The sequence below is a fragment of the Pseudomonas sp. ESBL9 genome, assembly GCF_036668715.1.
GTDB lineage: Bacteria > Pseudomonadota > Gammaproteobacteria > Pseudomonadales > Pseudomonadaceae > Aquipseudomonas > Aquipseudomonas lundensis.
In genome coordinates, this window is record NZ_JAZEVV010000005.1 from 62,723 (window position 1) to 75,812 (window position 13,090).

Sequence of the window (13,090 nt, forward strand, 5' to 3'; positions counted from 1 at the left end):
CCGAATGACCCTGAAGACCATCGAAGGTACCTTCATTGCCCCCAAAGGCCGCTACGCACTCGTGGTTGGCCGTTTCAACAGCTTCGTCGTCGAAAGCCTGGTGAGTGGTGCCGTTGATGCCCTGGTTCGCCACGGTGTGAACGAAAACGACATCACCATCATTCGTGCGCCTGGCGCGTTTGAGATCCCGCTGGTTGCGCAAAAAGTTGCCCAGCGCAATGAGTTCGCCGCCATTGTCGCCCTTGGCGCTGTGATTCGTGGCGGTACTCCGCACTTCGAATACGTGGCCGGCGAGTGCACCAAAGGTTTGGCTCAGGTGTCCATGCAGTTCGGCGTACCGGTTGCATTCGGCGTGCTGACCGTTGACTCCATCGAACAAGCCATCGAGCGTTCCGGCACCAAAGCCGGTAACAAAGGCGCTGAAGCCGCCTTGTCCGCCCTCGAAATGGTCAGCCTGTTGGCGCAGTTGGAGGCCAAGTGATTTCCGACGAAAGCGATCGTTTCAACCCGCGCGATCCAAAACCTGCGGACGCTGGCAAGCCCTCCAAAAGCGCTAAACGTCGTGAAGCACGTCAGCTCGCGACCCAAGCGCTGTACCAGTGGCACATGGCCAAGCATTCGCTGAACGAGATCGAAGCGCAGTTTCGCGTTGATAACGACTTCACCGACGTGGATGCCGCCTATTTCCGCGAAATCCTGCACGGCGTGCCTGCGCACAAAGCCGATATCGATGCTGCCCTGGCCCCGTGCCTGGACATCACCATCGAAGAGCTGGACCCGGTTGAACTGGCCGTCCTGCGCCTGTCCACCTGGGAGCTGATCAAGCGTGTGGACGTGCCTTACCGTGTGGTCATCAACGAAGGCATCGAGCTGGCCAAAGTGTACGGTTCCACTGACGGGCACAAGTTCGTCAACGGCGTACTGGACAAATTGGCACCGCGCCTGCGTGAAGCTGAAGTCAAGGCGTTCAAGCGCTAAACAGCGCTGTCGGCCATGGGCGAGTTCGAGCTGATCCGCACCGTTTTCGCTGCCGCGCCTTGTGCGCAGGGCGGCGAGGGCGTTGCGTTGGGCATTGGCGACGACTGCGCCCTGCTGGAGGTTCCCTTCGGGGAACAGCTGGCAATCTCCACTGACACGCTGGTGGCTGGCGTGCACTTCGCAGATCCTTGCGACCCCTTTTTGCTCGGTCAGCGTTCGCTGGCGGTGGCGGCCAGTGATCTGGCGGCCATGGGCGCAACTCCCCTCGCGTTTACCCTTGCCCTGACCCTGCCGACGGTTGCCGCCGATTGGCTGCACGCGTTTGCCTGCGGTTTGAATCAGATGGCGCAAGCGTGCAACGTGCGCCTGATTGGTGGCGACACCACCCGTGGCCCGTTGTGCCTGACGTTGACCGTGTTCGGTCGCGTCCCGGCGGGCCAGGCCCTGACCCGCAGCGGCGCCCGGCCGGGCGATCTGCTGTGCGTGGGCGGTGAGCTGGGTAATGCCGCCGGGGCCTTGCCTCTGGTGCTGGGCCAGCGCAGCGCCGAATCCTTTATCGCCGAGCCGCTGCTGGCGCATTACTGGTCACCGCAGCCGCAACTGGCGTTGGGCCAGGCGCTGCGTGGCAAGGCGACCTCGACGCTGGATATCTCGGACGGTTTGCTGGCTGACTGCGGGCACATTGCGCAGGCGTCGCGCGTCCGGCTGCTGATTGAGCACGACCGCTTGCCCATCTCGCTGGCGCTGCAGGAGTTTCTGGGCGACGCGGCCGCACAGCAAGCGGCGTTAAGCGGCGGCGATGACTATGTGCTGGCGTTTACGCTACCGGCTGTTGAATTGCCCACATTGCTGGCCGATGGCTGGCCGGTTCATGTGATCGGCCGAGTGGTTGAAGGGCAGGGCGTTGGCGTGCTGGATGCGCACGGGCAGGACATCACCCCGGCAACCCGTGGCTATCAGCATTTTTAAGGCGAGCGTCTGTCACTGCCGCCGCCATGCCGCGTGTCCCATCAAACTTTTAGATATTTATCCTCGATAATTCAGCCTAAGCGTCTGTAGGAACGTCCTGTTACAATGCCGCCTCTGCGAATTTCCAGTCCTCAAATTGATCAGGAGCACACGGTGCCCGTCGCTTTTGTTGCCGCTTGCAAACTCCCTACCCCCTTTGCCGAATTCACCATGCATGGCTTCCTTGAGAAGGCCACGGGTCGTGAACACGTTGTGCTCAGTCTGGGCGACGTGGCGGACGGTGCGCCGGTTCTGGGCCGCGTGCATTCCGAGTGCTTGACCGGCGATGCCTTGTTCAGCCAGCGCTGCGATTGCGGCTCTCAACTCGAAGCCGCCTTGCAGGCCATCGCCCGTGAAGGCCGTGGCGTGTTGCTGTACTTGCGTCAGGAGGGCCGTGGGATTGGCCTGCTGAACAAGGTTCGTGCCTACCAATTGCAAGACGGTGGTGCCGATACCGTAGAAGCCAACGAACGTCTGGGCTTTGCCGCTGACCAGCGTGACTACGCCATCTGCCTGCCGATGCTGGAACACTTGGGCGTGACGTCGCTGCGCCTGATGACCAACAACCCGCGCAAGGTCAAAGCCTTGACCGACATGGGCATTACCGTGGCCGAGCGCGTGCCTTTGCACACCGGGCAAAACCCGCACAACAAACTGTACCTGGCGACCAAAGCCAACAAGCTCGGGCACATGATGGGCAATCAGCACCAGAACGAGGCAGACCCGGCGTGACGCGGGGCCAGCGTCGTCGGCGCCTGAGTTTCAGTTGGTGGCAACAGCTGGTGCTGACTTGCTTGCCGCTGGTACTGGTCAACGGTTTTTTCGGCAGCGCCGAACCGCTGTGGCCTGAATTGGCCATGCCCCTGTTTATTGCGGGCGTGTTGTCGATGTTCGTGACCCTGCGCACGTTCGGGCCGTATAAACATGGCCTGATTGACCTGCAAAAGTCCCTCGACACAGACCAGGAACCTGCCGCCTGGGATGCATTGGCGCACGTGCGGCGTCGTGCATTGCTGGCCGCCGGGTTGCCCGCCTGGATCGCCGCGCTGGGCGTGTTTGTCGGTCTTGAAGGCGTGCCGCTGTTGCTGCTGGCGTTGTCAACGCTGGTGCTGTTTTACCTCTATCGCATCCCCCGTCAGGTCGGCTGATGCGCCTGTGGCTGGCGGTTCTGCTGCTGGCCGTGGGCACTCAGGCCATGGCGGCCACGCGGGTGGTCAGCCTGGCGCCCTCACTCTCTGAAATCGTCGTGGAACTGGGCGCAACCGATCTGCTCGTCGGGCGGCTGGAGGCGGGCGAGACCTTGCCTGAGCTGGTGAATGTGGCCTCGGTCGGTGGCTATGGCCAATTGGATATGGAGCGCTTGCTCAGCCTGCGCCCGGACTTGATTCTGCTCTGGCCCGGCAGCGTTGGCGTGGCGCAGCGCGACCAGTTGAAGCGCTTGAACATTCCCACCTTTACCGCCGAACCGAAAAACCTGACGCAGTTGGTCGATCAGGTCGAAGGGGTGGCGACTGCGCTCAATCGCGCCGAACGCGGTCGTGAGTTGGCCGCCCGGTTGCGGGCACGTCTGGAGCAGCTACGCCAGCAATACGCCCGCGAACAACCGTTGCGCGTGTTTTATCAAGTGTGGGATCGGCCCCTGTACACCGTGGGCGGCGGTCAAATCATCAGCGATGCACTGGCCCTGTGCGGGGCGCGCAATGTATTTGCGGACGTGTCATTGCCTGCGCCGCAGGTCAGCGTGGAGTCGGTGTTGCAACGCAATCCCGACGTGATCATTGCAGGCACTCAGGCGCAGCTGGATGCCTGGAAAGCCTGGCCGCAGCTCGAAGCGGTGAAGCAAGGGCGGTTGCTGTTACTGGCTGACAAAGGTCTGGAGCGACCGAGCGGACAAATGATCGAAGCCACGGCCCGTTTATGCGAACAACTGGCCGAACCTGAACCGTAGCCGCTGCGCGTGCGAGCGTGAACCGACACGGCATTTACAGGCGGGGTGTCCAGGTGACGGCCAGCTGCACGCTGCGCCGCTCTTCGCGATAGCCGTAATAGTCACCTTCATAGCTGTACAACGCGCGCGTGAAGGTCTTGTCCAGCAGGTTATCGACTTTCAGGTCCAGCCTGACCTCTGAGGTGGCGAGCCAATTGGCACGCACGCCTAGCAGGGCGTACCCGCCAAGCGGCTGCTGGTTTTGCTCATCGTTATAGCTGCTGCTGACCGCTTGCCAGCTGGCACCTACGCCGATGCGGTCAAACTGTCGATCCAGATCAAGGTTCAATGTACGACGCGCCCGGCGGCTCAGGGTTTTACCGGTGTCGCGGTCGCGCGGGTCGATGATGGCGACACCGAGGCTGCTCTGCCAGCCGAACCACTCCTGGTGCAGCGCGCTTTCAAAACCGGTGATGCGTGCAGCCCCTACGTTCTGCTGAATCCAGTCGGCATCAGCGACGATCGCGTCGCGAATGTCCGTGCGATAGAGGGATGTTTCCAGTCGGCTGGTCTCACTCCATTGGCTGCGCCACTGTAGCTCGTAGCTCTTGGAGTGTTCGGGCTGAAGCGCCGGGTTGCCAAACTGCGGGTAATACAGATCGTTAAACGTAGGCGCCCTGAAGCCTTCGCTGTAGGACATCAGCACATCGTTATCGGCATTGAGCGGCACCGTCAGGCTGGCGCTCCAGGTGTTGTTGCTGCCAAATTGCTGGTTTTTGTCATGTCGCAGCCCCAGCTCTGTTGAAAAACCGTCGCCCTGAAAACGGTGCTGAATAAATACCGCGCGGTTCCAGCGGCTGTCTTTGTCGAAGTCGGTGTTGCTGCGAACCCGATCCTCATACGCATCGAGGCCCAGCATCAGGCTGTTTTGATCGTCCAGCACGAGGCTGTTTTGCCAGTTCAGGGAATCGCGATAGGTGTTGAAGCTATAGAGGTCGGGGCTTAGTTTGTCGCGGGTTGTTTCACGGTTCTCGCTGTGGCCGAGTTCGAGGCGCGAATTCCAGCGTTCGGAGAACTGTGCGTCAACGAAACTGCCTACGCTGCTGATGTCGAAATCGCTATAGGCCTTTTGCCCGAACATCGCATCAAGTTCAGTTTTACCTTCACTCTTGACGGCACTGAGGCCGATCTCAAGGCGGTCGCTCAGGTGATGACTCAGGTTCAGACTGACCGATTGGTTGCGATAGGCATCGTGGTCGTTGTCGACCGGATAGGACACGGTCGTGCGGTCGATGCCGGCCGTGTTTTCCAGCGCACCGCTGAGGTTGAAGCGAGTCTGAGCGTCACCGCCTGAAATGCCCACACTGTTTTGTGAGCTGCCATAACTGCCCATGGCGCTGTGCAAGCGCAGTTGCGGGGGCTGTTCGGCGCCGCGTCGGGTAAAGATCTGAATCACCCCGCCAATCGCATCGCTGCCATACACCACTGAGCGCGAGCCGCGCAGCACTTCGACGCGCTCGATCTGGTCGATGTTCAGGTAGTGCAGGTTGCTGTCGGCCGAGGTGGCATTGGCCATGCGCTGGCCGTCAACCAGCACCAGGCTCTGCGCCGATTTGGTGCCGCGAATGTAGATGCCCGGCAGTGCTCCGCGTCCGCCACTGCGCGCCACTTGCACACCCGGAACTCGGCCCAGCAGGTCGGTCAGGCTTGTGGGTTGCAGGCGGTCGATATCCTCACGGGTAAACACGCTGTTGGCGCTGGTGCTGTCCGAACGCGCTTGCACCTGGCGGTTACCGGTGATCAGTGTTTGCGGGAGTTTGAGGGCGTTTTCGCGATCCGCGGTGTCTGCCAGCAAGGGGCTGGCCGGGATGCTGCCGAGAATCAGGGCCGCTAGGCGAAGCGATTTCATGAGTTCCGAATTCTGTGGTCCCCGTCGTGGTTCACGAGGGACGAGGGGGTGATCGGGGGGAACCCGATCACCTCGTTTTGCTAACAACTGAGCGGGTTTACAGCCCCAGCAGTTCCATGCGTTGACGCACCGATGCTTCGATCCCGGCCGCGTTCAGGCCGCACTCGGCCAGCATCTGGCTTGGCTTGGCGTGTTCCACGTACACGTCGGGCAAGCCCAGGTGCAGGATTGGCTTGAGCAGGTTTTCGCGGGCCATGAACTCGCTGACACCCGCCCCCGCACCCCCCATGATGGCGTTTTCTTCGATCGTCACCAGCAGCTCGTGGCTGTTGGCCATCTCGCGCACCAGAGCTTCATCCATCGGCTTGACGAAGCGCATGTCGACCACGGTCGCGTCGAGGGTTTCGGCCACTTGCAGGGCTTGCGCCAGTTGCACGCCAAACACCAGCATCGCGACTTTTGAGCCGTGGCGACGAATCACGCCTTTGCCGATTTCCAGCGGCTCCAGGGTTTTTTCGATGGGTGCATTCGGCCCCGTGCCCCGCGGGTAGCGCACCGCCGCCGGGCCGTTGTACAGGTGGCCGGTGGTGAGCATTTTGCGCAATTCGTTTTCATCGCTCGGGGTCATGATGACCATGCCCGGGATGCAACGCAGGTACGACAGGTCGAAACTGCCCGCGTGGGTCGGGCCGTCTTCACCCACCAGACCGGCACGGTCAATGGCAAACAGCACATCCAGATTTTGCACCGCGACGTCATGCACCAGTTGGTCGTAGCCGCGTTGCAGGAATGTCGAGTAAATCGCCACGACCGGCTTGGCGCCTTCGCAGGCCATGCCGGCCGCGAGCGTTACCGCATGCTGTTCAGCGATGGCCACGTCGAAATAACGCAGCGGGAAGCGCTCGCTGAACTTGATCAGGTCCGAGCCTTCTTTCATCGCCGGGGTAATCCCCACCAGGCGCTGGTCCGCAGCGGCCATGTCGCACAACCAGTCGCCAAAGACCGCGGAGTATTTTGGCCCGCTGGCCACTTTGGGCGCTGCAACCGGTGCGTCTAGCGGTTCGAGCTTAGTGATGGCGTGGTAGCCAATCGGGTCTGCTTCCGCCGGGGCGAAGCCTTTGCCTTTTTTGGTGACAACGTGCAGGAACTGCGGGCCTTTGAGGTCACGCATGTTGCGCAGCGTGGCGATCAGCGTCGGCAGATCATGGCCGTCAATCGGGCCGATGTAGTTCCAGCCGAGCTCTTCGAACAACGTACCGGGCACCAGCATGCCTTTGGCATATTCCTCGGTACGGCGCGCGATTTCCCACGCGCCCGGCAAGCGCGACAGCACTTTCTTGCTGCCTTCGCGCATGCTGGCGTACGTCCGGCTGGACAGGATTTTGGCCAGGTAGTTGGACAACCCGCCGACATTGCGCGAAATCGACATGTCGTTGTCGTTGAGGATCACCAACATGTTGGCGTCGACCTCGGGCGCATGGTTCAAGGCTTCAAACGCCATGCCGGCGGTAAGGGCGCCATCACCGATCACGGCAATTGCCTTGCGATCACTGTTTTGCAGGCGGGCGGCTATGGCCATGCCTAAAGCCGCACTGATTGAGGTGCTGGAGTGGCCGACGCCAAAGGTGTCGTACTCGCTCTCGGAGCGACGCGGGAACGCGGCCACGCCGTCCTTCTGACGCAAGGTCGCCATTTGTTCACGGCGTCCGGTCAGGATTTTATGCGGATACGCCTGATGACCCACGTCCCACACCAGACGGTCGTCCGGGGTGTCGAACACGTAGTGCAACGCGATGGTCAGTTCAATGACGCCCAGGCCGGCACCGAAATGCCCACCCGTCTGACCGACGGTGTAGAGCAGTTCCTGGCGCAATTCATCGGCCAAAGGTTCCAGCTCGGCTTCGGCTAACCGGCGCAGGCCCGCAGGCGTGCCGGCTCGGTCGAGCAGGGGCGTGGTCGGGCGTATGCGGGGAATCTCATGAAACGTCGTTGGCATCAGGCGAATCGTTATAGGTATAAGAAGAGGCGGCAGTTTACCTTATGCAACGGAAGCTGCCCACGGAGTCTGGAGCTCGTTAGTCAGACCTTGGCCGTAGAGCCGGTCAGAAAAAGAGGTGTTGCGCCGCTTTTTAGTGGCGGCGTTCCACGATGTAACGTGCAAGCTCACGCAAAGGCTCGGCAGCTGCATCAAATGGTCGCAGGGCGTTAATGGCCTGATCGCGTAATTCGAGCGCATAGGTTTTGGCCGCTGCCAGCCCCATCAAGGACGGATAGGTCGGCTTGTCGCGGGCCGCATCGGCGCCTGACTGTTTGCCAAGCGTAGCCGTATCTCCCTCAACATCCAGGATGTCGTCCTGAACCTGGAACGCCAGACCAATGGCCCGCGCGTAGATGTTCAAAGCGTGCAGGTCTTCAGGGCGGGCGTGACCACTGGCCAGCGCGCCCAGCTGGACGCTGGCTTCGATCAGGGCACCGGTCTTGTGGCGGTGCATGTATTCAAGGGCAGTCCGGTCGAGCTTGACCCCGACCGAACCCAGGTCAATGGCTTGCCCGCCGACCATGCCCGCCGGGCCTGCGGCCATCGCCAGGTCAGAGACCATGCGCAGTCGGGTGTCAGCGTCCAGCGTGTTCATGTGCGGGTCGAGCAGGGCGGTAAATGCAAGGCTCTGCAAGCCGTCACCGGCCAGAATCGCGCAGGCTTCGTCAAAGGCTTTGTGGGTGGTGGGCTGGCCGCGGCGCAAATCGTCGTCGTCCATGGCCGGCAAATCATCGTGTACCAGCGAATAGGCGTGGATCAGCTCCACTGCGCACGCTGCACCGTTGGCCTGCTCAGGGGCAGCGCCCAAGGCTTGGCAAGCGGCGTAGGCCAACAGCGGCCGCACCCGTTTGCCGCCATTCATGACGCTGTAGCGCATCGCCTCGTACAGGCGGGCCAGCTCCGGTGCCGGAGCGACAAACAAGCGTTCGAGGGCCGCGTTGACACGGGCCTGGCTGCTGGCTTGATAAGCATCAATCATTCGGGTTGTTCCGCATCAAATGGCTCTTGGGCCAATTCACCATCACGTTCGAGCAGGATGTGCACTTTCTGTTCGGCCTGGGCCAGTGCGCCCTGGCATTCGCGGGTCAGGCGGATGCCTTGCTCGAATGCTGTCAGGGAGTCTTCCAGCGACAACTCGCCGTTTTCCAGACGCTCGACCAGTGTTTGCAGGTCAGCGAGGGACTGCTCGAAATCCAGGGAAGCTTTTTTGCGGGCCATGGCGGCATTCTCGGTAGGCGTTAAAACCGGCTGACACTAGCAGACGGCGGGTTTTGGGGCAAATCCGACGGTAGGTGGCCTGCCGTAGCGTCGGGCCTGTTCGCAGGTTTCACAACGTTTGTGTGGAACTACAGGAGCTGACTTTCGGAGCTTAGGCTGACGGTGAAAACGTCCAGATTTTGTGTAGGAAAAAGACACTTGGCGTTGGCGGCTTTTTAACCAATCGAGGATTTGTGAGTTTTTTTAAATCGCTAAGACGTTTCCTATAGAAATGCCGAAATTTCCTACTTTTTTTCGTCAGTCATTCACCTATCGTCGCGTCCCTTGAACGGACTCGGATAGTGGCCAATGGCAATCTTCATGAAAGCTCGGGCAGCGCTACGTTTTTCACCCTGCGTGAGGAGGGTTGGGGCGTGACGTATACCAGCAAGTCTCTGGCGCGCACTGTCGGACTGGTCAAGGACCCCGTGGCGACTGACAACTTTGCGGGCAACGACGTTCGTTTTTCCCCTGAGTTCGAGGCGTTGGAACGGGAGCTGGCCAAGGTCCACTCCTTGCACGAACACACGCCGGTTGACTGGTCGATGGTGCAACAACAGAGCGAAGTCTTGTTGCGCGATCAGTCCAGGGACCTGCGGGTGGCGGCGTGGCTGACCTGGGCTTTATATCAGCGTGAATCCTTTTCCGGGCTGTTGGCCGGTGTCGGGTTGCTGCATCACTTGTGTGTGCAGCATTGGGCACAGATCCACCCGCGCAAATTACGGACCCGGGCAGCGGCCGTCAGTTGGCTGGTGTCGCGCCTCAATGATGCCTTGAACGAAAACATCCCGGTCAAAGAGCAATTGCCGTTGTTTCAGCGTTTGCTCGACTTGCTGATGGCGCTCGAATGCAGTCTGGCGTCGCACATGGGCGACGAGGTGCCATTGTTGCTCCCGCTCTGCAGACGTTTAAGCCGCATGGTCGAGCGGGCGGGGATCCAGCCGCCTGATCCAGGGCCCATTGCGGCGGCGGTGGCCCACGTCAAGCAGATGGCAGCCCAATTGGTTGACAGCCAAACCCCGATCGAAAATGAAAAAGACGCCCACAAAGCACTGCGTGCCCAACAGGACAGCGCCCGAGTGCTGTGTGCCTGGTGGCTCAAGCAAAACGCGACGGACGTGCGCGCATTGCGCCTGAATCGAACCCTGACCTGGATGGCCATTGACGCCGTGCCCGAACGCAACGGGGAACAGATCACGCCGGTGCGAGGGTTGGCAAAAGATCGACTGAACACCTTCAACGAGCGCTTTGAGCGCGGGCAATTCGCTGACGTGTTGGTGGAGCTGGAGTCCAGCCTGAGCAAGGCACCGTTCTGGTTTGACGGCCAACGTCTGGTCTGGAGGTGCCTTGAAGCATTGAACGCCGAACGTGCGATGCGTGAAGTCGAGCTGCACATGGCGCTGTTGCTGCAGCGCTTGCCCGGGCTGGAAACCCTGCGCTTCAGCGATGGCCAACCGTTTGCCGATGAGCAGACACGGGCCTGGTTCGTCACGCACGTCATGCCGCATGTGCAAGACGACGTCCCGCAAAGCGAGGCCCCCGGCGCTGAACAACCCGCGTGGGAGCTGGCCCTTGAGCACGCGCAAGAGGTGGCGCTTTCCCAGGGTTTCAAACCCGCCGTTCAATCACTCAAAAGTGGCCTGGCCCAAGCCCAGGGCGGGCGCGTGCGTTTTTTCTGGCAGTTGGCGCTGGCACGGCTGTGCTTAGCAAACCGCAAATACGAAATCGCTCAGACCCAGCTCGACATGCTCGACCAACTGCTTCAGCGCTCCGGTTTGCAGGCCTGGGAGCCCGATCTTGTGTTGGAGGTGCTCAGCCTTTGGCGCCGTTGTTGCGAGCTGTTGCCGCAGAGTCATGACGTGCGCGAACGCAAGGATGAGTTGTACCGCAGGTTGTGCCACCTCGACCTTGAAGTGGTACTTGAATAGGCCTTTGGGCCATACGCATAAGGGAAAACATCATGGCCAAAGAAGGCTCGGTTGCACCTAAAGAACGTATCAACATCACGTTCAAACCCGCGACGGGCGGGGCTCAGGAAGAAATTGAACTGCCCCTGAAATTACTGGTGCTGGGCGACTACGTTCAGCGGTTCGACGCGCGCAAGCTGGAAGACCGAAAACCCATCGCCATCGACAAAATGACGTTCGATGAAGTGCTGGCCAAACAAGGCCTGACCTTGAATCTGAGTGTGCCCAATCGTCTGCAGGACGAGGGTGGCCCTGATGAGCTGGGGATTGCGCTGCGGGTCAATGCGATGAAGGACTTCAACCCTGCAAGCCTCGTTGAGCAAGTGCCCGAGCTGAAAAAACTGATGGAGTTGCGCGAAGCCCTGGTTGCGCTCAAAGGCCCGCTGGGCAATGCGCCCAGTTTCCGCAAGGCAATTGAAGGGGTACTGGCCGATGACCAATCCCGTGCGCGGGTGTTGAGCGAGCTGGACCTGTCCGGTTCCCCCGCCTCGGACATTTGAGCCCCCCATCAGCAAAGGAAGACCCCGCCATGAGTACGCAAGCCGCATCGCAGCAACACGAACAGCAACCGAATGCCAGCATCCTTGATGGCATCATCGCCCAGACCCGACTGACCCCCCAAGACGACGGCTACAGCGTTGCCAGGCGCGGGGTGGCGGCATTTATTGAAGAGCTGCTCAAGCCACAGAACCAGGGCGAGCCGGTCAAGAAAGCCCTGGTTGACCGCATGATTGCCGAGATTGACGCCCGGCTCAGCCAGCAGATGGATGAAATTGTCCACCACCCGGACTTCCAGTCGCTGGAGTCTGCGTGGCGCGGCTTGCAGGTATTGGTGGAGCGCACCAACTTCCGCGAAAACATCAAGATCGAAATCCTCAACGTGTCCAGAGCCGACCTGCTGGACGACTTCGAAGATTCGCCCGAAGTCATGCAGTCGGGTTTGTACAAGCACATTTACACCGCTGAATACGGTCAGTTCGGCGGGGAGCCGGTCGGGGCAATCATTGCCAACTACTACCTGTCTCCAAGCTCGCCAGACATCAAGCTGATGCAATACGTGTCCAGCGTGGCCTGTATGGCCCACGCGCCGTTTATTGCCTCGGCAGGGCCGCAGTTTTTCGGGCTGGAAAGCTTTACCGGGATGCCCAACCTCAAAGACCTGAAAGACCATTTCGGCGGGCCGCAATTCGCCAAATGGCAGAGTTTTCGGGAATCTGAAGACGCGCGATACATGGCGTTGACCGTGCCGCGCTTTTTGCTGCGCACCCCGTATGACCCGCTGGAAAACCCGGTCAAAACGTTTGTCTATAAAGAGACCGTCGCCAACAGCCACGAGCATTACTTGTGGGGCAACACCGCGTATGCCTTTGCCTCCCGGTTGGCAGACAGTTTTGCCAAGTTCCGTTGGTGCCCGAACATCATCGGCCCGCAGAGCGGTGGGGCTGTCGAAGATTTGCCACTGCATCACTTTGAAAGTATGGGCGAGATTGAAACCAAGATCCCGACCGAAGTGCTGGTCTCCGACCGCCGTGAATACGAGTTGGCGGAAGAAGGCTTCATCTCCCTGACCATGCGCAAGGGCAGTGACAACGCGGCTTTCTTCTCTGCCAGCTCAGCGCAGAAAGCCAAGTTGTTTGGCGCCAGCGAAGAAGGCAAGCGTGCGGAGCTGAACTACAAACTGGGCACCCAACTGCCGTACATGATGATCGTTAACCGGCTGGCGCATTACCTGAAGGTGTTGCAACGCGAGCAACTGGGTTCCTGGAAAGAGCGCACCGACCTTGAGATCGAACTCAACAAATGGATCCGTCAGTACGTCGCCGACCAGGAAAACCCCGGTGCTGAAGTGCGTGGTCGTCGGCCGCTGCGGGCGGCGCAAATCATCGTCAGTGATGTTGACGGCGAGCCGGGCTGGTACCGCGTCAACCTGAACGTGCGCCCGCATTTCAAGTACATGGGCGCTGATTTCACCCTGTCGCTGGTCGGCAAGCTGGACAAAGAGTGAC

13 protein-coding genes are annotated in these 13,090 nt (G+C 60.5%); 9 read left to right on the forward strand and 4 right to left on the reverse strand.

Translation table 11 applies throughout. The features are described 5' to 3' along the window. Positions 1–4: 4 nt before the first annotated feature. The 6 genes from ribH (at position 5) to V6F78_RS15215 (ending at position 3,934) form a co-directional block, all read left to right on the forward strand. Positions 5–481 (forward strand): 6,7-dimethyl-8-ribityllumazine synthase, encoded by a 477-nt coding sequence (gene ribH / locus V6F78_RS15190; RefSeq protein ID WP_047277819.1) that lies wholly within the window; start codon positions 5–7, stop codon positions 479–481. Beyond that, entirely contained in the window at positions 478–978 is a 501-nt protein-coding gene (gene nusB / locus V6F78_RS15195) for a transcription antitermination factor NusB (RefSeq protein ID WP_047277816.1), read from the forward strand. Before ribH ends, nusB begins: the two co-directional genes overlap by 4 nt. A gap of 15 nt (positions 979–993) precedes the next feature. Continuing rightward, positions 994–1,947 (forward strand): thiamine-phosphate kinase, encoded by a 954-nt coding sequence (thiL, locus tag V6F78_RS15200; RefSeq protein ID WP_047295765.1) that lies wholly within the window; start codon positions 994–996, stop codon positions 1,945–1,947. Between the two features lie 153 nt (positions 1,948–2,100). After that, the gene (gene ribA, locus V6F78_RS15205; RefSeq protein ID WP_047277934.1) at positions 2,101–2,718 is read left to right on the forward strand and encodes a GTP cyclohydrolase II; all 618 of its coding nucleotides are present in this window, start codon (positions 2,101–2,103) and stop codon (positions 2,716–2,718) included. Next, entirely contained in the window at positions 2,715–3,134 is a 420-nt protein-coding gene (locus tag V6F78_RS15210) for a hypothetical protein (RefSeq protein ID WP_047277812.1), read from the forward strand. The genes ribA and V6F78_RS15210 overlap by 4 nt, the downstream gene beginning before the upstream one ends. Then, the gene (locus V6F78_RS15215) at positions 3,134–3,934 is read left to right on the forward strand and encodes a cobalamin-binding protein (RefSeq protein WP_047295763.1); all 801 of its coding nucleotides are present in this window, start codon (positions 3,134–3,136) and stop codon (positions 3,932–3,934) included. The genes V6F78_RS15210 and V6F78_RS15215 overlap by 1 nt, the downstream gene beginning before the upstream one ends. A 34-nt stretch (positions 3,935–3,968) precedes the next feature. Here V6F78_RS15215 and V6F78_RS15220 read toward each other — a convergent pair whose 3' ends face one another. From V6F78_RS15220 to V6F78_RS15235, 4 genes are all read right to left on the reverse strand, one after another. After that, entirely contained in the window at positions 3,969–5,822 is a 1,854-nt protein-coding gene (locus V6F78_RS15220; protein WP_273416197.1) for a TonB-dependent receptor domain-containing protein, read from the reverse strand. A gap of 97 nt (positions 5,823–5,919) precedes the next feature. Then, a complete protein-coding gene (dxs, locus tag V6F78_RS15225; protein WP_047279176.1) occupies positions 5,920–7,818 on the reverse strand; it encodes a 1-deoxy-D-xylulose-5-phosphate synthase in 1,899 nt (632 codons plus the stop codon). A 133-nt stretch (positions 7,819–7,951) separates the two neighbouring features. Continuing rightward, positions 7,952–8,839 (reverse strand): (2E,6E)-farnesyl diphosphate synthase, encoded by an 888-nt coding sequence (ispA, locus tag V6F78_RS15230; protein WP_047277803.1) that lies wholly within the window; start codon positions 8,837–8,839, stop codon positions 7,952–7,954. Next, the gene (locus V6F78_RS15235; protein ID WP_047295759.1) at positions 8,836–9,078 is read right to left on the reverse strand and encodes an exodeoxyribonuclease VII small subunit; all 243 of its coding nucleotides are present in this window, start codon (positions 9,076–9,078) and stop codon (positions 8,836–8,838) included. The genes ispA and V6F78_RS15235 overlap by 4 nt, the downstream gene beginning before the upstream one ends. A 413-nt stretch (positions 9,079–9,491) precedes the next feature. On the opposite strand from V6F78_RS15235, the gene tssA reads away from it, so the two are divergent. The 3 genes from tssA to tssC are packed head-to-tail and all read left to right on the forward strand — an operon-like array spanning position 9,492 to position 13,089. Next, on the forward strand, positions 9,492–11,045 hold the full coding sequence (gene tssA / locus V6F78_RS15240; RefSeq protein WP_314398057.1) for a type VI secretion system protein TssA: 1,554 nt from the start codon (positions 9,492–9,494) through the stop codon (positions 11,043–11,045). A 32-nt stretch (positions 11,046–11,077) separates the two neighbouring features. Beyond that, positions 11,078–11,584: a type VI secretion system contractile sheath small subunit gene (gene tssB, locus V6F78_RS15245; RefSeq protein ID WP_047295757.1), complete on the forward strand. Its 507-nt coding sequence runs from the start codon at positions 11,078–11,080 to the stop codon at positions 11,582–11,584. A 29-nt stretch (positions 11,585–11,613) separates the two neighbouring features. Continuing rightward, positions 11,614–13,089, forward strand: coding sequence for a type VI secretion system contractile sheath large subunit (tssC, locus tag V6F78_RS15250; RefSeq protein ID WP_047279170.1), 1,476 nt, complete (start codon positions 11,614–11,616; stop codon positions 13,087–13,089). Position 13,090: the final 1 nt, after the last annotated feature.